At 65.8% G+C, this 18,072-nt stretch carries 29 protein-coding genes; 28 read left to right on the top strand and 1 reads right to left on the bottom strand.

Annotated features, from left to right (window positions below; translation table 11 throughout):
* Positions 1-11 precede the first annotated feature (11 nt).
* The 24 genes from rplV (at position 12) to rplQ (ending at position 13,415) form a co-directional block, all read left to right on the top strand.
* Positions 12-410, top strand: coding sequence for a 50S ribosomal protein L22 (gene rplV / locus AKG07_RS08550; RefSeq protein ID WP_053097482.1), 399 nt, complete (start codon positions 12-14; stop codon positions 408-410).
* Positions 410-1,165, top strand: coding sequence for a 30S ribosomal protein S3 (gene rpsC, locus AKG07_RS08545; protein ID WP_042538759.1), 756 nt, complete (start codon positions 410-412; stop codon positions 1,163-1,165). The genes rplV and rpsC overlap by 1 nt, the downstream gene beginning before the upstream one ends.
* Positions 1,165-1,584, top strand: coding sequence for a 50S ribosomal protein L16 (gene rplP / locus AKG07_RS08540; protein WP_053097481.1), 420 nt, complete (start codon positions 1,165-1,167; stop codon positions 1,582-1,584). Before rpsC ends, rplP begins: the two co-directional genes overlap by 1 nt.
* Positions 1,584-1,901 carry a 50S ribosomal protein L29 gene (gene rpmC, locus AKG07_RS18220; protein WP_017829202.1) on the top strand — a complete coding sequence of 106 codons (318 nt, stop codon included), beginning with the start codon at positions 1,584-1,586 and terminating at the stop codon, positions 1,899-1,901. Before rplP ends, rpmC begins: the two co-directional genes overlap by 1 nt.
* A complete protein-coding gene (gene rpsQ / locus AKG07_RS08530) occupies positions 1,901-2,218 on the top strand; it encodes a 30S ribosomal protein S17 (protein ID WP_053097480.1) in 318 nt (105 codons plus the stop codon). Before rpmC ends, rpsQ begins: the two co-directional genes overlap by 1 nt.
* A complete protein-coding gene (gene rplN, locus AKG07_RS08525) occupies positions 2,215-2,583 on the top strand; it encodes a 50S ribosomal protein L14 (protein ID WP_053097479.1) in 369 nt (122 codons plus the stop codon). Before rpsQ ends, rplN begins: the two co-directional genes overlap by 4 nt.
* A 3-nt stretch (positions 2,584-2,586) precedes the next feature.
* On the top strand, positions 2,587-2,946 hold the full coding sequence (rplX, locus tag AKG07_RS08520) for a 50S ribosomal protein L24 (protein WP_045253837.1): 360 nt from the start codon (positions 2,587-2,589) through the stop codon (positions 2,944-2,946).
* A complete protein-coding gene (rplE, locus tag AKG07_RS08515; protein WP_053097478.1) occupies positions 2,946-3,536 on the top strand; it encodes a 50S ribosomal protein L5 in 591 nt (196 codons plus the stop codon). The genes rplX and rplE overlap by 1 nt, the downstream gene beginning before the upstream one ends.
* Before the next feature lie 120 nt (positions 3,537-3,656).
* Positions 3,657-4,055 (top strand): 30S ribosomal protein S8, encoded by a 399-nt coding sequence (gene rpsH / locus AKG07_RS08510; protein WP_045253835.1) that lies wholly within the window; start codon positions 3,657-3,659, stop codon positions 4,053-4,055.
* 6 nt (positions 4,056-4,061) lie between these two features.
* A complete protein-coding gene (gene rplF / locus AKG07_RS08505; protein ID WP_053097477.1) occupies positions 4,062-4,598 on the top strand; it encodes a 50S ribosomal protein L6 in 537 nt (178 codons plus the stop codon).
* A gap of 2 nt (positions 4,599-4,600) precedes the next feature.
* On the top strand, positions 4,601-4,960 hold the full coding sequence (gene rplR / locus AKG07_RS08500) for a 50S ribosomal protein L18 (protein ID WP_053097476.1): 360 nt from the start codon (positions 4,601-4,603) through the stop codon (positions 4,958-4,960).
* Positions 4,957-5,652, top strand: a complete 696-nt coding sequence (rpsE, locus tag AKG07_RS08495; RefSeq protein ID WP_072591671.1) for a 30S ribosomal protein S5 — start codon at positions 4,957-4,959, stop codon at positions 5,650-5,652. Before rplR ends, rpsE begins: the two co-directional genes overlap by 4 nt.
* Complete coding sequence (gene rpmD, locus AKG07_RS08490) at positions 5,652-5,837, top strand: 50S ribosomal protein L30 (RefSeq protein WP_042538783.1); 186 nt, start codon at positions 5,652-5,654, stop codon at positions 5,835-5,837. Before rpsE ends, rpmD begins: the two co-directional genes overlap by 1 nt.
* On the top strand, positions 5,837-6,463 hold the full coding sequence (gene rplO / locus AKG07_RS08485; protein ID WP_072591670.1) for a 50S ribosomal protein L15: 627 nt from the start codon (positions 5,837-5,839) through the stop codon (positions 6,461-6,463). Before rpmD ends, rplO begins: the two co-directional genes overlap by 1 nt.
* A 101-nt stretch (positions 6,464-6,564) precedes the next feature.
* Entirely contained in the window at positions 6,565-7,887 is a 1,323-nt protein-coding gene (gene secY, locus AKG07_RS08480) for a preprotein translocase subunit SecY (protein ID WP_053097474.1), read from the top strand.
* A complete protein-coding gene (locus AKG07_RS08475; protein ID WP_053097473.1) occupies positions 7,884-8,480 on the top strand; it encodes an adenylate kinase in 597 nt (198 codons plus the stop codon). Before secY ends, AKG07_RS08475 begins: the two co-directional genes overlap by 4 nt.
* A 10-nt stretch (positions 8,481-8,490) precedes the next feature.
* The gene (gene map, locus AKG07_RS08470; protein ID WP_053097472.1) at positions 8,491-9,339 is read left to right on the top strand and encodes a type I methionyl aminopeptidase; all 849 of its coding nucleotides are present in this window, start codon (positions 8,491-8,493) and stop codon (positions 9,337-9,339) included.
* 156 nt (positions 9,340-9,495) lie between these two features.
* Entirely contained in the window at positions 9,496-10,155 is a 660-nt protein-coding gene (locus AKG07_RS08465; protein WP_053097471.1) for a DsbA family protein, read from the top strand.
* Positions 10,156-10,336: 181 nt separating this feature from the next.
* Positions 10,337-10,558, top strand: a complete 222-nt coding sequence (infA, locus tag AKG07_RS08460; protein WP_017201569.1) for a translation initiation factor IF-1 — start codon at positions 10,337-10,339, stop codon at positions 10,556-10,558.
* 64 nt (positions 10,559-10,622) lie between these two features.
* Positions 10,623-10,739: a 50S ribosomal protein L36 gene (rpmJ, locus tag AKG07_RS08455; RefSeq protein ID WP_033106073.1), complete on the top strand. Its 117-nt coding sequence runs from the start codon at positions 10,623-10,625 to the stop codon at positions 10,737-10,739.
* A 155-nt stretch (positions 10,740-10,894) separates the two neighbouring features.
* Complete coding sequence (gene rpsM, locus AKG07_RS08450) at positions 10,895-11,269, top strand: 30S ribosomal protein S13 (RefSeq protein WP_047524098.1); 375 nt, start codon at positions 10,895-10,897, stop codon at positions 11,267-11,269.
* A 31-nt stretch (positions 11,270-11,300) separates the two neighbouring features.
* Positions 11,301-11,699: a 30S ribosomal protein S11 gene (gene rpsK, locus AKG07_RS08445; RefSeq protein WP_045253826.1), complete on the top strand. Its 399-nt coding sequence runs from the start codon at positions 11,301-11,303 to the stop codon at positions 11,697-11,699.
* Positions 11,700-11,834: 135 nt separating this feature from the next.
* Positions 11,835-12,824, top strand: coding sequence for a DNA-directed RNA polymerase subunit alpha (locus AKG07_RS08440; protein WP_042538798.1), 990 nt, complete (start codon positions 11,835-11,837; stop codon positions 12,822-12,824).
* A gap of 33 nt (positions 12,825-12,857) precedes the next feature.
* Positions 12,858-13,415, top strand: coding sequence for a 50S ribosomal protein L17 (gene rplQ / locus AKG07_RS08435; protein ID WP_053097470.1), 558 nt, complete (start codon positions 12,858-12,860; stop codon positions 13,413-13,415).
* 74 nt (positions 13,416-13,489) lie between these two features.
* Here the strand turns inward: rplQ and AKG07_RS08430 are convergent, their stop codons facing one another.
* Positions 13,490-15,061 carry an AMP-binding protein gene (locus AKG07_RS08430; protein ID WP_053097469.1) on the bottom strand — a complete coding sequence of 524 codons (1,572 nt, stop codon included), beginning with the start codon at positions 15,059-15,061 and terminating at the stop codon, positions 13,490-13,492.
* Positions 15,062-15,194: 133 nt separating this feature from the next.
* On the opposite strand from AKG07_RS08430, the gene AKG07_RS08425 reads away from it, so the two are divergent.
* From AKG07_RS08425 to AKG07_RS08410, 4 genes are read left to right on the top strand one after another with little or no spacing between them, the layout of a single operon-like run.
* Positions 15,195-15,995: a sulfite exporter TauE/SafE family protein gene (locus AKG07_RS08425; RefSeq protein WP_053097468.1), complete on the top strand. Its 801-nt coding sequence runs from the start codon at positions 15,195-15,197 to the stop codon at positions 15,993-15,995.
* Between the two features lie 60 nt (positions 15,996-16,055).
* Entirely contained in the window at positions 16,056-16,511 is a 456-nt protein-coding gene (locus AKG07_RS08420; protein WP_053097467.1) for an FAS1-like dehydratase domain-containing protein, read from the top strand.
* Positions 16,511-16,909: a MaoC/PaaZ C-terminal domain-containing protein gene (locus AKG07_RS08415; RefSeq protein ID WP_053097466.1), complete on the top strand. Its 399-nt coding sequence runs from the start codon at positions 16,511-16,513 to the stop codon at positions 16,907-16,909. The genes AKG07_RS08420 and AKG07_RS08415 overlap by 1 nt, the downstream gene beginning before the upstream one ends.
* Complete coding sequence (locus tag AKG07_RS08410; protein ID WP_222839411.1) at positions 16,909-18,051, top strand: UDP-N-acetylmuramate dehydrogenase; 1,143 nt, start codon at positions 16,909-16,911, stop codon at positions 18,049-18,051. The genes AKG07_RS08415 and AKG07_RS08410 overlap by 1 nt, the downstream gene beginning before the upstream one ends.
* Positions 18,052-18,072: the final 21 nt, after the last annotated feature.

Genomic DNA, 18,072 nt, shown 5'->3' with positions numbered 1-18,072 from the left:
AGGAGAGAGAAATGGTGGAGTCCATCGCACGCGTGCGACACATCCGCGTGACCCCTCAGAAGGCTCGTCGTGTCGTCGCGCTCATCAAGGGCAAGCAGGCCCAGGAGGCTCTGGCGATCCTGAAGTTCGCACAGCAGAGCGCCAGTGAGCCGATCTACAAGCTTGTCGCGTCGGCCATGGCCAACGCACAGGTCAAGGCGGATCGTGACGGCGAGTACCTCGACGAGCAGGACCTGTACGTGGCTAACGCCTACGTAGACGAGGGGACGACGCTCAAGCGTTTCCAGCCTCGTGCACAGGGTCGCGCTTTCCAGATCAAGAAGCGCACGAGCCACATCACGGTCGTGCTCTCGACGCCTGAGGCGGCTCCGGCCGCTGCAAGCGACAGCAACAAGAAGGCGAGCAAGTAATGGGACAGAAAGTAAACCCGTACGGCTTCCGCCTCGGCATCACCACGGACCACGTGTCGCGTTGGTTCTCGGACTCGACGAAGCCGGGTCAGCGTTACGCCGACTACGTCGCCGAGGACATCAAGATCCGCAACCTGCTGAAGACGCAGCTCGACCGCGCCGGTGTCTCGAACATCGAGATCGAGCGCACCCGTGACCGCGTCCGCGTCGACATCCACACCGCCCGTCCGGGCATCGTGATCGGTCGTCGTGGCGCCGAGGCCGAGCGCATCCGCGGCGACCTCGAGAAGCTCTCGGGCAAGCAGATCCAGCTGAACATCCTCGAGGTCAAGAACCCCGAGGCTGACGCTCAGCTCGTCGCACAGGGCATCGCCGAGCAGCTGTCTGCTCGCGTGGCGTTCCGTCGTGCGATGCGCAAGGGTCTCCAGGGCGCGCAGCGCGCTGGCGCCAAGGGCATCCGCATCCAGGTCTCCGGCCGCCTCGGCGGCGCCGAGATGAGCCGCTCGGAGTTCTACCGCGAGGGTCGTGTGCCGCTGCACACGCTGCGCGCGAACATCGACTACGGCTTCTACGAGGCGAAGACCACCTTCGGCCGCATCGGCGTGAAGGTCTGGATCTACAAGGGTGACCTGACCAACAAGGAGCTTGCTCGCGAGCAGGCCAACGCCCCGAAGTCCCGTCGTGACGACCGTGGTGGCGACCGCCGCCGCGCGCCGCGCAACGAGGCCCCTGTCGCAGAAGGAGCGTCTGCCTGATGCTTATTCCCCGCAAGGTCAAGTACCGCAAGCAGCATCACCCCAAGCGTGATGGCCAGGCCACCGGTGGCACGAAGGTCTCCTTCGGCGACTTCGGCATCCAGGCCCTCACCCCCGCTTACGTGACCAACCGTCAGATCGAGTCCGCTCGTATCGCGATGACGCGTCACATCAAGCGTGGTGGAAAGGTGTGGATAAACATCTACCCCGACCGCCCCCTCACCAAGAAGCCTGCCGAGACCCGCATGGGTTCCGGTAAGGGTTCCCCCGAGTGGTGGGTCGCCAACGTCAAGCCGGGTCGCGTCCTCTTCGAGGTCGCAGGCGTCAATGAGGAGCTCGCTCGCGAGGCCCTCACCCGAGCAATCCACAAGCTGCCGCTGAAGGCACGCATCATCAAGCGCGAGGAGGGCGACGCGTAATGGCGATCGGCACCAAGGAGCTCGCTCCGGCAGAGCTCGACACGTTCGAAGACCAGCGCCTCGTTGAGGAGCTGCGTAAGGCCAAGGAGGAGCTGTTCAACCTCCGTTTCCAGTCGGCCACCGGCCAGCTGGAGAGCCACGGCCGCATCCGCGCCGTCAAGCGCGACATCGCGCGCCTGTACACCGTGATCCGCGAGCGCGAGCTGGGCATCCGTGCGACGCCCGCTCCGGTCGAGGCTCCGGCCAAGAAGGCGACCAAGTCGAAGGCGAAGAAGGCGGACTCCGCTGACGACGCCGTGAAGGAAGAGGCTGAGTGATGGCCACCAAGAAGGAAGCTGCCGTCGAGGCTGAGCACGCAGAGCACGATGTTCGCGATGCGGATGCCCGTGGGTACCGCAAGTCGCGTCGTGGCTACGTCATCAGCGACAAGATGGACAAGACCATCGTGGTCGAGGTCGAGGACCGCGTGAAGCACCCGCTTTACGGCAAGGTCATCCGCCGCACCTCGAAGGTCAAGGCGCACGATGAGGCGAACTCCGCCGGCATCGGCGACCTCGTCCTGATCAACGAGACCCGCCCGCTCAGCGCCACGAAGCGCTGGCGTCTGGTGGAGATTCTGGAGAAGGCCAAGTGATCCAGCAGGAATCCCGCCTCAAGGTCGCCGACAACACCGGCGCGAAGGAACTGCTCACCATCCGTGTGCTCGGCGGCTCGCGCCGTCGTTACGCCGGACTCGGTGACACGATCGTCGCGACCGTCAAGGACGCGATCCCCGGCGGCAACGTCAAGAAGGGCGATGTGGTCAAGGCCGTCATCGTCCGCACGGTCAAGTCCACGCGTCGTCCCGACGGCTCGTACATCAAGTTCGACGAGAACGCCGCCGTGATCCTGAAGAACGACGGGGAGCCCCGCGGCACCCGTATCTTCGGACCGGTCGGTCGCGAGCTTCGTGACAAGAAGTTCATGAAGATCGTCTCGCTGGCGCCGGAGGTTATTTAAGTCATGGCGAAGATCAAGAAGGGTGACCTGGTTCAGGTCATCACCGGAGCCACGCAGGAGCGTGGCGGCGACCGCGGCAAGCAGGGCAAGGTCCTCGAGATCCTGTCCGACAAGAACCGCGTCATCGTCGAAGGCGTGAACTACGTCACCAAGCACACGCGCGTCGGACAGACGCAGCGTGGCACCAAGACGGGCGGCCTCGAGACTGTCGAGGCCTCCATCCACATCTCGAACGTCGCACTCGTCGACCCCTCGACCAAGAAGCCGACCAAGGTCGGCCACCGGGTCGAGGAGCAGACCAAGGACGGCGTCAAGCGCACCGTCCGTGTGCGGTACGCGAAGAAGTCAGGTAAGGACCTCTGATGGCAACCACCGACGCTGCGGTGGCTGGCAAGATCCAGCCCCGCCTGAAGGCGAAGTACAAGGCCGAGATCCAGCAGAAGCTGCAGGATGAGTTCGGCTACACCAACGTGATGCAGATCCCCGGTCTGGTCAAGGTCGTCGTGAACACCGGTGTCGGTGAAGCGGCCCGCGACAGCAAGGTGATCGACGGCGCGATCGACGATCTCACCAAGATCACCGGTCAGAAGCCGCTCGTCACGAAGGCTCGCAAGTCGATCGCGCAGTTCAAGCTGCGCGAGGGCCAGGCCATCGGCGCACACGTCACCCTCCGCGGTGACCGTGCGTGGGAGTTCCTGGACCGTCTCGTCTCGCTCGCTCTGCCCCGTATCCGCGACTTCCGCGGCCTCTCGGGCAAGCAGTTCGACGGAAACGGCAACTACACCTTCGGTCTCCAGGAGCAGAGCGTGTTCCACGAGATCGATCAGGACAAGATCGACCGGGTTCGCGGTTTCGACATCACCGTCGTCACCACCGCGAAGACGGACGACGAAGGTCGCGCGCTTCTTCGTCACCTCGGCTTCCCCTTCCGTACGGAAGACGCCCAGGCGTAAGCGGTTTCGGGCGGGGCGCACAGCGCCCCGCCCGATCCCGTACAATTGAAGATTGCGTGTCATCGCAGGCCGTCTGTCGTGTAACGGCAGCCGGAACCTCATGAACAAAGGAAAACAACAATGACAATGACAGACCCGGTCGCAGATCTGCTGACCCGTCTGCGCAACGCGAACTCGGCGCATCACGACTCCGTGACCCTGCCGTCGAGCAAGCTCAAGACGCACATCGCCGAGATCCTCCAGCAGGAGGGCTACATCGCTGGATGGGAGACGACTGACGCTCGCGTCGGATCGAACCTCACCCTGCAGCTGAAGTACGGCCCCAACCGTGAGCGTTCGATCGCGGGCATCAAGCGCGTGTCGAAGCCCGGCCTCCGCGTCTACGCGAAGTCCACCGAGCTGCCCAGGGTCCTCGGCGGACTCGGCGTGGCCATCCTGTCCACCTCCTCCGGTCTCCTCACTGACCGTCAGGCAGAGCAGAAGGGCGTGGGCGGAGAAGTTCTCGCCTACGTGTGGTAATCGAAAATGTCCCGTATTGGACGACTTCCCATCGACGTTCCCGCGGGCGTGACCATCTCGGTCGACGGCCGTGAGGTCGCGGTGAAGGGCCCCAAGGGTGAGCTCACCCTGACGGTCGCCAAGCCCATCGAGGTCGCGGTCGAGGAGAACCAGGTTCTCGTCACCCGTCCCGACGACGAACGTGAGTCCCGGTCGCTTCACGGCCTGACCCGCACGCTCATCAACAACAACATCATCGGCGTGACCCAGGGCTACACCAAGGGTCTCGAGGTCGTCGGAACCGGTTACCGTGTCGCTCAGAAGGGCAGCTCGGTCGAGTTCGCCCTCGGCTTCTCGCACCCGGTCCTCATCGACCCGCCCGCCGGTATCACGCTCACGGTCGAGGGCACCAACAAGCTCACCGTCAGTGGTATCGACAAGCAGGCTGTCGGCGAGGCAGCTGCGAACATCCGCAAGATCCGCAAGCCCGAGCCGTACAAGGGCAAGGGCGTGCGTTACGCCGGCGAGGTCGTGCGTCGCAAGGCCGGAAAGAGTGGTAAGTAACCATGGCTCTCAAGTCAAAGTCTGACGCCCGCGCGCGTCGTCATGCCCGCCTTCGCAAGAAGGTCGTCGGCACCGAGGCGCGTCCGCGTCTCGTCGTCAACCGCTCGGCTCGCCACGTCTTCGTGCAGCTTGTCGACGACAGCAAGGGTCACACCGTTGCGTCGGCATCGACGCTCGAGACCGACCTGCGTTCGCTCGAGGGTGACAAGACCGCCAAGGCCCGCAAGGTCGGCGAGCTTCTCGCCGAGCGTGCGAAGTCTGCCGGCGTTTCCGAGGCAGTGTTCGACCGTGGCGGAAACCGCTACGCCGGTCGTGTCGCCGCCATCGCCGACGGCGCCCGCGAAGGGGGTCTGGCACTGTGAGTGACAACAAGGAGAACGAAGTGACCGAAGCGGCAGCTGCCACTTCCGAGACTGCCACCGGCACCACGCAGGCTGAGCCGTCTCAGCGCGACAACCGCCGTGGCGGCCGTAGCGACCGCAACCAGGGTGGCCGTGACCGCAACTCCCGCGACCGTGGGGACAACCAGTTCCTCGAGCGCGTGGTCACCATCAACCGCGTCTCGAAGGTCGTGAAGGGTGGTCGTCGCTTCAGCTTCACCGCTCTCGTGGTCGTCGGCGACGGCAACGGTCTGGTGGGCGTCGGCTACGGCAAGGCCCGCGAGGTCCCTCTGGCGATCTCGAAGGGTGTCGAAGAGGCCAAGCGCAACTTCTTCCGCGTTCCGCGCGTCGGCAGCACCATCCCGCACCCCGTGCAGGGTGAGGCCGCAGCAGGCGTCGTCCTGCTTCGTCCGGCCGCTGCCGGTACCGGTGTCATCGCCGGTGGTCCGGTTCGCGCCGTGCTCGAGTGCGCCGGCATCCACGACGTGCTGTCGAAGTCGCTCGGCTCGTCGAACACGATCAACATCGTGCACGCGACGGTGACGGCCCTGAAGATGCTCGAGGAGCCCCGTGCGGTCGCCGCACGTCGTGGCCTCGAGTTCGACCAGGTCGCACCCGCGCGTCTCGTCCGTGCGGAGGCTGACGCCATCGCCGCACAGAAGGTAGGTGCCTGATGGCTGCGCGCCTGAAGGTCACGCAGGTCAAGTCCAAGGTGAGCGAGAAGCAGAACCAGCGTGACACGCTGCGCAGCCTCGGTCTGAAGCGAATCGGTGACAGCACCGTTCGCCCCGACGACGCGCAGACGCGCGGTTACGTCAAGACCGTCGCCCACCTCGTCAAGGTTGAGGAGATCGACTAATGGCTGAGAAGAACGAAGCCGCAGGCGCCGAGAAGGCCCCGAAGAAGGCTGCCGCTCCCAAGGCCGCAGCCGAGAAGAAGCCCGCCGCCAAGAAGGCACCGGCGAAGGCGACCGAGGCCAAGGCCGACGCCGTCAAGAAGCCGGCTGCCAAGAAGGCTGCGCCGAAGAAGGATGCTCCGGCATCCCGCCCCGGCGTGCTGAAGGTGCACCACCTGCGTCCGGTCCCCGGATCCAACACCGCGAAGACCCGTGTCGGTCGCGGTGAGGGCTCCAAGGGTAAGACCGCGGGTCGCGGTACCAAGGGCACCAAGGCTCGCAACACCGTTCGCGTCGGCTTCGAGGGTGGGCAGATGCCTCTGCACATGCGCACCCCGAAGCTGCGCGGGTTCAAGAACCCGTTCCGCGTCGAGTACCAGGTCGTGAACCTGGAGAAGCTCGCGGAGCTGTACCCCACGGGTGGCGACGTCACCATCAGCGACCTGGTCGCCAAGGGTGCCGTTCGCAAGAACGAGAAGGTCAAGGTTCTCGGAGACGGCGACATCGCCGTGAAGCTCACCGTCGCGGTCGACAAGGTCTCGGGTTCCGCCGAGCAGAAGATCGTGGCGGCTGGCGGATCCGTCAAGTAACCACTTCATGAGAGGGGTCGGAGATTCTCCGGCCCCTCTTATGGGTTAGCCTGTTCTTTCAGCCGTCCTTCAGGGATCGGCAACCTTTCAGGAGGACGTCCTTGTTTAGCGCCATCGCGCGGATCTTCCGCACGCCCGACCTGCGTCGGAAGATCGGTTTCACCCTCGCCATCGTCGCCATCTACCGGCTTGGCTCGAATGTGCCTGCTCCGTTCGTGAACTTCCCGAACGTCGAGGAGTGCCTCGCGCTGAACTCCGGGACGGAGGGACTCCTCGGACTCGTCAACCTGTTCTCGGGTGGCGCGCTCCTCCAGCTCTCGATCTTCGCCCTCGGCGTGATGCCGTACATCACCGCGACGATCATCACTCAGCTCCTTCGCGTGGTCATCCCTCACTTCGAGGCTCTGCACAAAGAGGGCCAGGCCGGCCAGGCCCGTCTGACCCAGTACACGCGCTACCTCACCATCGCTCTCGCACTGCTGCAGTCGACGACGCTGGTCACGGTGGCCCGCAGCGGTCAGCTCTTCGGCACCACCGACATCGCCGCGTGCCAGAACCTCCTCACCAACGACGTGTGGTGGGCGCAGCTGCTCATCATCATGGCGATGACCGCCGGCACGGGCCTCATCATGTGGTTCGCAGAGCTCGTCACCGAGCGCGGTATCGGCAACGGCATGTCGCTGCTCATCTTCACCTCGATCGCCGCCACGTTCCCCGGAGCCATGTGGCTCATCTGGGAGAGCAAGGGCTTCGAGGTCTTCCTCCTGGTGCTTCTGGTGGGAATCATCGTCATGGGCCTCGTCGTCTTCGTCGAACAGTCCCAGCGGCGCATCCCGGTGCAGTACGCCAAGCGCATGGTCGGTCGCCGCACCTACGGCGGCACCAACACGTACATTCCGATCAAGGTCAACATGGCCGGTGTGATCCCCGTGATCTTCGCCTCGTCGCTGCTGTACATCCCGGCGCTCATCGCACAGTTCAACACCCCTCAGGACGGCTCCGAGCCGGCAGCGTGGGTCACCTGGATCAGCGCGAACTTCACGACCGGCAACAGCCCGATCTACATGGCCGTGTACTTCCTGCTGATCATCGGCTTCACGTACTTCTACGTCGCGATCACCTTCAACCCGGTCGAGGTCGCCGACAACATGAAGAAGTACGGCGGATTCATTCCCGGCATCCGTGCCGGTCGTCCGACTGCCGAGTACCTCGACTACGTGCTCACGCGCATCACGCTGCCCGGGTCGATCTACCTCGGCCTCATCGCGCTGATCCCGCTCATCGCTCTCGCCACCGTCGGCGCCAACCAGAACTTCCCGTTCGGCGGCGCATCGATCCTCATCATCGTGGGTGTCGGTCTCGAGACGGTCAAGCAGATCGACGCACAGCTGCAGCAGCGACACTACGAAGGGCTCCTCCGATGACTCGATCAGCTCGTCTCCTCATCGTCGGTCCGCAGGGCTCGGGGAAGGGCACGCAGGGCGTCCGCATCGCAGAGTCCTACGGCATACCGGTCGTCTCGACGGGCGACATCTTCCGCGCGAACATCAAGGAGGGCACGCCGCTCGGCCAGCAGGTCACGGCGATCCTCGACAAGGGCGATCTCGTTCCCGACGAGCTCACCAGCGAGATCGTTCGCGATCGCCTCTCGCAGGACGATGCAGCCAAGGGCTTCCTGCTCGACGGATACCCCCGCAATGCCGCGCAGGTCGAGCACCTCGACGCGTTCCTCGGTGCCCGGGGGGAGTCCCTCGACGCCGTCATCCTGCTCGACGTCCCGCGCGAAGAGAGCATCGAGCGTCTCAAGCTCCGTGCAGCGGAGCAGGGTCGTTCGGATGACACGGATGAGGCGATCGCACACCGTCTCGACATCTACGAGCACGAGACGGCCCCGATCCTCGAGGTCTACGGCCCCCGTGGGATCGTCGACCGCATCGACGGCGTGGGCTCGCTCGACGAGATCACCGAGCGCGTGTTCGCGGCGCTGACCGCACGCGGTCTGCGCCTCGCGGCCTGATCACCGAACGATGTTCCGCAAGTCGATCTACAAGAGCGCGGCTCAGCTGCGTGCGATGGTGGAGCCCGGTCTCATCACGGCGGCTGCGCTCGACGCCGTCCGGCCGCTGATACGACCCGGTGTCACGACTCTCGAGCTCGACGCCGAAGCGAACCGTGTGATCCTCGCCCGTGGCGCGGAATCGAACTTCCAGCTCGTTCGCGGATACCGGCACACCACCTGCATCTCGGTGAACGAAGAGGTCGTCCACGGCATCCCGGGTGAGAGGGTCCTTCAGGCAGGGGACATCGTCTCGATCGACTGCGGCGCGCAGTACCAGGGCTGGAACGGCGACAGCGCCATCACCGTCGTCGTCCCTGATGAGACGCGCCGCGAGCTGGTCGCCCGGCGCGAGGAGCTCTCGCGGGTCACGGAGGGCTCGATGTGGTCGGGGATCGCCGCCATGGCGTCCGCGTCGCACCTCGGTGACATCGGAGCCGCGATCCAGGGTTACATCGAGGCGCAGGGCCCGTCAGCCGTCTCCGGCGAGACGTACGGCATCCTGCGCGAGTACGTCGGCCACGGCATCGGACGCAAGATGCACGAGGCGCCCAGCGTCTTCAACTACCGCACGCCCGACCCGGGCGCCGAGGTCAAGCCCGGTCTCGTGCTGGCGATCGAGCCCATGGTCACTGCCGGCAGCGACGAGACCTTCGTCGAGGACGACGACTGGACCGTCTCGACGGTCGACGGCACCGACGGCTCGCACTGGGAGCACAGCGTCGCACTGCACGCGGACGGGATCTGGGTGCTGACCGCGGCAGACGGGGGAGCGGCCGGTCTCGCCCCGTTCGGCGTGACGCCGACCCCGATCGCCTGAAGCCGGCGCTGTCGGTCACGACGCGATCGGCGATCCAGCGCTCGATCACAACGTGCGCATAGGTTTCTCCGGGCACAATGGGTGTATGGGTGCGCGTGCGCCCGAGGACTTCAAGCCGGGTCCGCCATCGGCGGACCGCGACAGAAACGGAAAGCAATGGCAGCCGCGAAGAGCAACACCAACTGGTTCGTGATCGGCGTCTCGGCGGCAGTGGTGGTCGTGCTGGCCGTTCTGGCCTTCGTCGTCGTGTTCCTGAACAACCAGGCGACCTCCCCGGGCACGGCCCCGCAGAGCTCGATCGTGAACGAGGAGACCGGCGCCATCTCGTTCGGGTCGGGCGAGGACGAGATCGACACCTACGTCGACTTCATGTGCCCCGTCTGCGGGCAGTTCGAGGACGTCTACGGCGAGCAGCTGCAGGCGGCAGCCGCCGACGACAAGATCACGCTGAACATCCACCCGGTGTCGATCCTCAACCGCTACTCGACGACGGGGGAGTACTCCTCGTTGTCGGCCGGCTCGATGTACTGCGTCGCCGCCGAGGCTCCCGACTCGACTCTCGACTACTTCAACCTGCTCTTCGCGAACCAGCCCGAGGAGAACTCGGCCGGTCTCAGCGTCGAGGAGCTGAGCGCGCTCGCCGAGCAGGCCGGGGCGGGCGCCGCGGCTGACTGCATCGCCGACGGCACCTACAACAAGTTCGCCGACTCGCAGACGAAGGCGCACGAGATCACCGGGACCCCGACCGTCGAGGTCAACGGGAACCGCATCGAGAACAGCGAGATCGAGGCGGAGTTCGCCAAGATCCTCGGCTGATCCCGTCTGGTCCGATCAACGGGAGTTCCGGCATTCTGCTCAGGTTGCCGGAACTCCCGTTGTCGGATAACATAGATCCTTGGTGCCTTGCGCCTTGATTCGGCGTGTCTGAATCGGCAGAGGTATCGCAATCCAATCACCCACCGCAGATCGACCGGTCTGCAGAAGCGTCAGCGAGGCTATGGCTAAGAAAGACGGTGTCATCGAGATCGAGGGCGTGATCTCCGAGGCTCTGCCCAACGCGATGTTCCGCGTTGAGCTCTCCAACGGACACAAGGTCCTTGCAACGATCTCAGGCAAGATGCGGCAGAACTACATCCGCATCATCCCCGAAGACCGTGTGGTCGTGGAGCTCAGCCCCTACGACCTGACCCGCGGACGAATCGTCTACCGCTACCGCTGATCGGTCGAGAAGTAACACCCCAGGCACTCAGCCTGCCCGGTGAAGACAGCGAATAGGACACATCATGAAGGTCAACCCCAGCGTCAAGCCCATGTGCGATCACTGCAAGGTGATCCGCCGTCACGGCCGCGTCATGGTCATCTGCAAGAGCAACCCGCGCCACAAGCAGCGCCAGGGCTGAGCGCCCGTCGGCGATGCCGACGGACTCTTCGGATCTGACTCACAACTCAATACACACAACGGCAGGATCAGATCCCACGCGAGTGGGGGACACCTCGGGGCGGAGGCCCGAGCACCGATCCTGCTCCACACCTCCACAACACTCAGGAGAACCGCATGGCACGTCTTGCCGGCGTTGACATCCCGCGCGATAAGCGCGTGGTGATCGCCCTTACCTACATCTACGGCGTCGGCCGTACCCGCTCGGTCGAGATCCTCAAGGCTACGGAGATCGACGAGAGCATCCGCGTGAAGGACCTCAGCGATGACCAGCTGATCGCCCTCCGCGACTACATCGAAGGCAACTACAAGGTGGAGGGTGACCTGCGCCGCGAGGTCGCCGCAGACATCCGCCGCAAGGTCGAGATCGGCTCCTACGAGGGCATCCGCCACCGTCGTGGCCTCCCGGTCCGTGGTCAGCGCACCAAGACCAACGCCCGTACCCGCAAGGGCCCGAAGCGCACCGTCGCAGGCAAGAAGAAGGCCCGCTAAGCGCGGCCCCAGGGACTAGGAGAACACTTTCATGGCTGCACCCAAGGCCGCCGCGCGCAAGCCGCGCCGCAAGGAAAAGAAGAACATCGCGCTGGGCCACGCCCACATCAAGTCGACGTTCAACAACACGATCGTCTCGATCACCGACCCGTCCGGCGCTGTCATCAGCTGGGCATCGTCGGGTGGCGTGGGCTTCAAGGGCTCGCGCAAGTCGACGCCCTACGCCGCTGGAATGGCTGCCGAGTCGGCCGCCCGCCAGGCGCAGGAGCACGGCGTCAAGAAGGTCGACGTCTTCGTCAAGGGACCGGGCTCGGGTCGCGAGACCGCGATCCGCTCGCTGACGGCCGCCGGCCTCGAGGTCGGCTCGATCCAGGACGTCACGCCGCAGGCGCACAACGGCTGCCGCCCGCCGAAGCGCCGCCGCGTCTGATCCGGCTTGTTGAGCCGCTCGGTCCTTCGGGTCCGAGCGGCTCGACGCCCGCCAGCGCGGGCATCGACTCCCAAAACTCAAGACCTCACCCCACCACATGTCATATAGCGGGCATGTGATCGAAAGGAACACAGAGTGCTTATTGCACAGCGTCCCACACTGACCGAGGAAAAGATCGTCGAGAACCGTAGCCGGTTCATCATCGAGCCTCTGGAGCCCGGCTTCGGATACACGATCGGCAACGCGCTTCGTCGCAGCCTGCTGTCGTCGATCCCCGGCGCCGCGGTCACCAGCGTTCGCATCGACGGCGTGCTGCACGAGTTCAGCACCATCCCCGGCGTGAAGGAGGATGTCACCGAGATCATCCTCAACATCAAGCAGCTCGTGGTCTCGTCGGAGCGCGACGAGCCCATCACCGCTTACCTGCGCAAGACCGGTTCGGGCGAAGTGACCGCCGCTGACATCTCGGCTCCGGCCGGTGTCGAGGTCCAGAACCCCGAGCTCGTCATCGCGACGCTCAACGAGACGGCGAAGTTCGAGCTCGAGCTCACGATCGAGCGTGGCCGCGGCTACGTCTCGGCGACGCAGAACCGCAACGAGTATGCCGAGGCCGGTCAGATCCCGATCGACTCGATCTACTCGCCGGTGCTCAAGGTCAGCTACCGCGTCGACGCCACCCGTGCGGGTGAGCGCACCGACTTCGACAAGCTCGTCCTCGACGTCGAGACCAAGTCCGCCATCAGCCCCCGCGACGCCGTCGCCTCGGCTGCGAAGACGCTCACCGAGCTGTTCGGTCTCGCCCGCGAGCTGAACGTCGAGGCTGAGGGCATCGAGATCGGCCCGGCACCGGTGGAGGCAGTGAACTCCAGCGAGCTGTCGATGCCGATCGAGGACCTCGACCTCTCCGTCCGCTCGTACAACTGCCTGAAGCGTGAGGGCATCAACACTGTTTCCGAGCTCGTCGCCCTGTCGGAGACACAGCTCATGAACATCCGCAATTTCGGCCAGAAGTCGGTCGACGAGGTGCGCGACAAGCTCATCTCGCTCGGTCTGTCGCTCAAGGATTCGGTGCCCGGTTTCGACGGCGCCCACTTCTACGGCGGCAGCGAAGACGAGTCCTTCTGATACCCGACCTTTCTGACCAGGAGTTAGACGATTATGCCCAAGCCCACTAAGGGTCCCCGCCTCGGAGGCGGCCCCGCACACGAGCGCCTGCTGCTTGCCAACCTCGCGGCGGCTCTGTACACCCACAAGTCGATCAAGACGACCGAGACCAAGGCCAAGCGCCTGCGTCCGCTCGCCGAGCGCCTGATCACCTTCGCCAAGCGCGGAGACCTGCACGCTCGTCGTCGCGTTCTCTCGGTCATCGGCGACAAGAGCGTCGTTCACACGCTCTTCGCCGAGATCGCCCCGCTGGTCGCAGACCGTGAGGGTGGCTACACCCGCATCACGAAGGTCGGCAACCGCAAGGGTGACAACGCCCCCATGGCAGTGATCGAGCTCGTTCTCGAGCCCGTCACCCCCAAGGCGAAGTCCACCAAGAAGGCTGCCAAGGCTGAGAAGCCGGCCGAGGTCGTCGAGGAGGCTCCCGCTGAGGAGGCTCCCGTCGAGGAGGCTCCGGCAGACGAGACCGTCGAGGCCGGCGCCGAGTCGCAGGCCGAGGGCGAAGCAGCCGAGGCTGCCGCCGAGGACGCTGTCGAGAAGAAGTCCGAGTAAGCACCTCGCTCACTCGAAGAAGCCCGCCGCCCCGTGAGGGACGGCGGGCTTCTTCGTGTATCCGGCGCCTGGACTCAGCGTGCGCGCAGATCCTTGCGCAGGATCTTGCCGGATGCCGACTTGGGAATGGCGTCGATGAACTCGACCTGCCTCACCTTCTCATGAGGCGCGACATGGGCGGCGACGTGCGCCATCACCGCATCCGCGTCGAGGTCTGCTCCCTGCTGCGCGACCACGAACGCCTTGGGTACCTCCTGTCCATCCGCGTCGGGCACGCCGATCACGGCCGCATCGGCGATGGCCGGATGCTCGAGCAGGACCGCCTCGAGCACGGCCGGCGCGACCTGGTAGCCCTTGTACTTGATGAGCTCCTTGAGACGGTCGACGATCCGGAAGATGCCGTCGTGCGTCACCGTCGCCACGTCGCCGGTGTGAAGCCAGCCGTCGCTGTCGAGCATCTCGGCCGTCGCATCCGGCCGGTTGAGGTATCCGGCCATCACCTGGGGACCGCGGATCAGGAGCTCGCCCGGTTCGCTGGCGCCCTCGGCCGGTGCAGTGACATCGGAGCCGTCCTCCGCGACGAGACGCGCCTCCGTGTTCGCGAGCAGCATCCCCACGGACGAGCGGTCGATGTCCGGGCGGTCGTACGGGATCGCGTGCGTGACCGGGCTCGTCTCCGTCATTCCGTAGCCCTGACAGACCGTGCACCCCAGGCGATCGGCCACTGCGGATGCGAGAGCGCCGTCGAGCGGAGCAGCCCCCGAGAAGATGACCTTGATCGCGGAGGTGTCGTACTGATCGATGAGCGGATGCTTCGCGAGCGCGACGGCGATCGGCGGCGCGATGAAGACCCAGCTCGTCCGGTGCTCCTGCACGACCCGGAGGAACTCCGTCAGGTCGAACTTCGGCATCGTGACCAGAGCCGCGCGCTGGCGCAGCGCGAAGTTCAGCAGCACCGTCATCCCGTAGATGTGGAAGAACGGCAGGACGGCGAGTACTCGGTCGTCGTCACGGAGAGAGATCGTCGAGCGGCACTGGCTGACGTTCGCGATCAGGTTGCGGTGGGTCAGCATGACGCCCTTGGGCCGGCCGGTCGTGCCCGAGGAGTAGGGGAGTACGGCGAGATGCGTCGCCGGGTCGAAGCTCACTTCGGGAGCGGGGCGACCCTCGCCGAGCAGGGCAGGCAGCGACGGATGCCCCTCGGCGCCGTCGAGGACGATCACGTGGTCGTCGGCGAGTCCGACGGCGTCCGCGGCGGCCTTCGCGCCCGGCAGCAGCGGCGAGACGGTGATCAGCCACGTCGCCTCGGCGTCGGTCAGCTGGTTCGCGATCTCCTCGGCCGTGTACAGGGAGTTGATCGTGGTCGCCGTCGCTCCTGCCCGCAGGATGCCGTGGAAGACCGTCGCGAAGGCCGGGATGTTGGGACAGAGGACCCCGACCTTCGTCCCGACGTCCACCCCTCGCGCTGCGAGCGCGCCCGCGAAGAGGTCGATCTGGGCGATCAGCTGACGGTAGGTCGTGGTGGCGCCGCTGACTCCGTCGACGAGGGCGACTGCGTCGAGACGGTCTTCCTCGACGTCTCCGAAGAGGAACTGGTGGATCGAGACCGCGGGGATCTCGACATCGGGATAGGAACTGCGCACCATGAGATCTCCTTCGATCCGGGTCATCGACGACGCCGTCTGATGCGATCCAGTGTCGCACAGGAGGAGACCCGGTCCCAGGGGTATGGAGGACACATGACCGAGGTGCCGACGCCGCGGAGAGTAGGCTGATCCGGTGAGCGATGCAGAGACCCTGAGCAGAGGGCCTCGCGCCTATACGGCATTCATCGGAATCGGCCTGATCGCAGGCCTCCTCTCCGGCCTCTTCGGCGTCGGCGGCGGCACGGTGATCGTTCCGCTGCTCGTGCTCTTCCTGCATTTCAATCAGCGTCTCGGCGCCGGCACGTCGCTCGCAGCGATCGTCCCGACGGCGACGGTGGGCGTGATCTCCTACGCGATCAACGGATCGGTGGCGTGGATCCCCGCTCTGATCCTGGCGGCAGGCGCCGTGGTGGGTGCGCAGATCGGCACGCGGCTGCTGCCGAAGATCTCGCAGACGGTGCTGCGCTGGTTCTTCGTCGGCTTCCTGGTGATCGTGATCGTGAGCCTGTTCCTGGTCGTCCCTTCGCGCGACGCCGAGTTCGAGCTGGAGCTGCTCAACGGGCTCGCGCTGCTCGCGGTCGGAGTCGGCACCGGAGTCCTCGCCGGTCTGATCGGTGTAGGCGGGGGCGTGATCGTGGTGCCCGTGCTGATGCTCGCATTCGGCACGAGCGACCTCGTGGCCAAGGGCACGTCGCTGCTCATGATGATCCCGACCGCGATCTCGGGCACCATCGGCAACCTGCGCAATCACAACGTCGATCTCGTCGCCGCGGCGATCGTCGGGGTCTCCGCCTGCACGACCACCGCGCTCGGAGCCTGGCTGGCCACTCTGATCGACCCCACGGTGGGCAACATGCTGTTCGCGGCATACCTCGTGGTGATCGCGGTGCAGATGGCGATGAAGGCGATCAAGGGGCGCAAGAAGAAGGACTGAACGCCCTTAGTTCCGGCTTACGGGCACCGTGTCCCATGACCAAGAAAGTAGGATCGAAGGGTGGCAGTCAACCAAGATCTGGTCGGCCGGGAGTTCCCGCCGACGTCCCCCTACCTCGTCGGCCGTGAGAAGGTGCGTGAGTTCGCGCGTGCCGTCTTCGCCGATGCACCGCAGCACACCGACGGCGGGGCGGCTCGCGCAGCCGGTTTCGCCGACGTCGTCGCGCCCCCGACGTTCGCGATGGTCATCCAGGACCACACTCTCCAGCAGCTCCTCGCCGAACCGGACTCCGGCATCGTCCTGGCGCGCACGATCCACGCCGAGCAGAAGTTCGCGTACTCGCGGCCCATCGTCGCGGGTGACGAGCTCACAGGTCGACTGCGCGTGACCGGCATCCGCATGATGGGCGGCAACGCCATGATCACCAGCGCGGCCGAGATCACGGATGCCGACGGCGAGCACGTCGTCACCGCCACCAGCGTGCTGCTGGTCGGCGCGGAAGAAGGAGCCGAGTGATGCCGTTCGCTGTCGGAGACGTCGTCGCGGAGCGCACCGTCCATCTCACCCGCGAATCGCTCGTGCGGTACGCAGGAGCATCGGGTGACTTCAATCCGATCCACTACCGGGACGACATCGCCGCCGAGGTGGGTCTGCCGGGAGTGCTCGCGCACGGCATGCTCACGATGGGCATCGCGTCGTCGGTGGTCGTCGTGGCTCTCGAACCGGGAACGCGGATCCTCGACTACGGCGTGCGCTTCACCAAGCCGGTCGTGGTGCACCCGACCGAGGGAGCGGACCTCCACGTCATCGCGACCGTCGGTGCCGTCGACGACGAGTCGACTCGGATCGATCTCAAGGTCACGTTCGCTGAGACGACGGTCCTCGTCAAGGCGCAGCTGCGCGTCGCCTCCTGATGGGTGGCGCTGTGCACGAGGTCGAGCCGCTGAGGCTCGCGACTCTCACGACCCTGCGCACGGGAGGCGCCCCGGAGCGCATGCTCGAGGCATCGACCACGGCGGAGCTGATCGACGCGCTCACCGATGTCTGGTCACGCGGCGACGAGTGGTTCGTGCTGGGCGGAGGATCCAACCTGTTCATCGGCGACGAGTCGTTCGAGGGGACGGTCATCCGCGTCCTCACCCGCGGCATCGAGGAGCTGCCCTCGCCGCACGCGGGACGCATCAGGCTGCGTGTGCAGGCGGGGCATGGCTGGGACGATCTCGTCGCCTATGCGGTCGAGCACGGTTACGCCGGTCTCGAGGCGATGAGCGGCATCCCGGGCACCGTCGGCGCCTCGCCCGTGCAGAACATCGGGGCGTACGGGCAGGAGATCCAGGAGACCCTGGTCGAGGTCGAGCTGATCGACGAGGCCACCGGCGAGGTGTCGGTGGTGCCGGCATCCGAACTGGGGCTCGGTTTCCGCACTTCCGTGCTCAAGCATCACTACGGCAGCGTGCCGCAGCGCCGTGCCGTCATCCTGTCGGTCACGGTCGACCTTCTCGTCGCTGACGAGCGGGTGGTGCGCGGCGAGCAGCTCAGGAGGGCGCTGGGTCTGGACTCCGACGCCCCGGTGCCGCTGACCTGGGTGCGCGAGCGGATCCTCGCCACCCGCGCCTCGAAGGGGATGCTGCTCGACGAGAACGATCCGGACACCCATGGCGTCGGCTCGTTCTTCCAGAACGCGATCGTGCCGGAGGTCGTGGCCCGTGCTCTGCCGCCCGAGTGCCCGCGGTGGCCGGTGACCCCGGATCTGGATACCGTCACGGTGATCCCGCTCGCCTCGTACGACGGGTATGTCCCTCCCGCCAAGCCGGAGGCCCCCGACGTCAAGGTGAGCGCAGCGTGGCTGATCGAGCAGGCCGGAATCCGCAAGGGGTTCAAGCTGCCGCGCTCGCGCGCCTCGGTCTCGACGAAGCACGCGCTCGCCCTCACCAACCGGGGCGGGGCGACAGCGGCCGAGGTCTCGGAGCTCGCACGATTCATCCAGAGCCGCGTCCATTCGGAGTTCGGTCTCGTGCTGCAGCCGGAGCCCGTGCTGCTCGGCGTCGAGCTCTGAGTCGCGACGCAGCGAGCCCGA

The organism is Microbacterium sp. CGR1 (assembly GCF_001266755.1).
In the GTDB taxonomy this organism is placed as follows: Bacteria; Actinomycetota; Actinomycetes; order Actinomycetales; family Microbacteriaceae; genus Microbacterium.
The sequence above is the reverse complement of the archived record's forward strand: the minus strand, read 5'-3'. Positions and strand labels throughout refer to the sequence as shown.

Coding starts and splice junctions, on each gene's coding strand:
- rplQ (WP_053097470.1), top strand. CDS start 12,858: ATGCCCAAGCCCACTAAGGGTCCCCGCCTCGGAGGCGGCCCCGCACAC.
- rplV (WP_053097482.1), top strand. CDS start 12: ATGGTGGAGTCCATCGCACGCGTGCGACACATCCGCGTGACCCCTCAG.
- rplP (WP_053097481.1), top strand. CDS start 1,165: ATGCTTATTCCCCGCAAGGTCAAGTACCGCAAGCAGCATCACCCCAAG.
- rpmD (WP_042538783.1), top strand. CDS start 5,652: ATGGCTGCGCGCCTGAAGGTCACGCAGGTCAAGTCCAAGGTGAGCGAG.
- rplF (WP_053097477.1), top strand. CDS start 4,062: ATGTCCCGTATTGGACGACTTCCCATCGACGTTCCCGCGGGCGTGACC.
- AKG07_RS08410 (WP_222839411.1), top strand. CDS start 16,909: ATGGGTGGCGCTGTGCACGAGGTCGAGCCGCTGAGGCTCGCGACTCTC.
- rplX (WP_045253837.1), top strand. CDS start 2,587: ATGGCGAAGATCAAGAAGGGTGACCTGGTTCAGGTCATCACCGGAGCC.
- rplE (WP_053097478.1), top strand. CDS start 2,946: ATGGCAACCACCGACGCTGCGGTGGCTGGCAAGATCCAGCCCCGCCTG.
- infA (WP_017201569.1), top strand. CDS start 10,337: ATGGCTAAGAAAGACGGTGTCATCGAGATCGAGGGCGTGATCTCCGAG.
- rpmJ (WP_033106073.1), top strand. CDS start 10,623: ATGAAGGTCAACCCCAGCGTCAAGCCCATGTGCGATCACTGCAAGGTG.
- map (WP_053097472.1), top strand. CDS start 8,491: ATGTTCCGCAAGTCGATCTACAAGAGCGCGGCTCAGCTGCGTGCGATG.
- rpsH (WP_045253835.1), top strand. CDS start 3,657: ATGACAATGACAGACCCGGTCGCAGATCTGCTGACCCGTCTGCGCAAC.
- AKG07_RS08465 (WP_053097471.1), top strand. CDS start 9,496: ATGGCAGCCGCGAAGAGCAACACCAACTGGTTCGTGATCGGCGTCTCG.
- rpsK (WP_045253826.1), top strand. CDS start 11,301: ATGGCTGCACCCAAGGCCGCCGCGCGCAAGCCGCGCCGCAAGGAAAAG.
- rplR (WP_053097476.1), top strand. CDS start 4,601: ATGGCTCTCAAGTCAAAGTCTGACGCCCGCGCGCGTCGTCATGCCCGC.
- rplO (WP_072591670.1), top strand. CDS start 5,837: ATGGCTGAGAAGAACGAAGCCGCAGGCGCCGAGAAGGCCCCGAAGAAG.
- AKG07_RS08475 (WP_053097473.1), top strand. CDS start 7,884: ATGACTCGATCAGCTCGTCTCCTCATCGTCGGTCCGCAGGGCTCGGGG.
- AKG07_RS08415 (WP_053097466.1), top strand. CDS start 16,511: ATGCCGTTCGCTGTCGGAGACGTCGTCGCGGAGCGCACCGTCCATCTC.
- rpsM (WP_047524098.1), top strand. CDS start 10,895: ATGGCACGTCTTGCCGGCGTTGACATCCCGCGCGATAAGCGCGTGGTG.
- AKG07_RS08430 (WP_053097469.1), bottom strand. CDS start 15,061: ATGGTGCGCAGTTCCTATCCCGATGTCGAGATCCCCGCGGTCTCGATC.
- rpsQ (WP_053097480.1), top strand. CDS start 1,901: ATGGCCACCAAGAAGGAAGCTGCCGTCGAGGCTGAGCACGCAGAGCAC.
- rpmC (WP_017829202.1), top strand. CDS start 1,584: ATGGCGATCGGCACCAAGGAGCTCGCTCCGGCAGAGCTCGACACGTTC.
- rpsC (WP_042538759.1), top strand. CDS start 410: ATGGGACAGAAAGTAAACCCGTACGGCTTCCGCCTCGGCATCACCACG.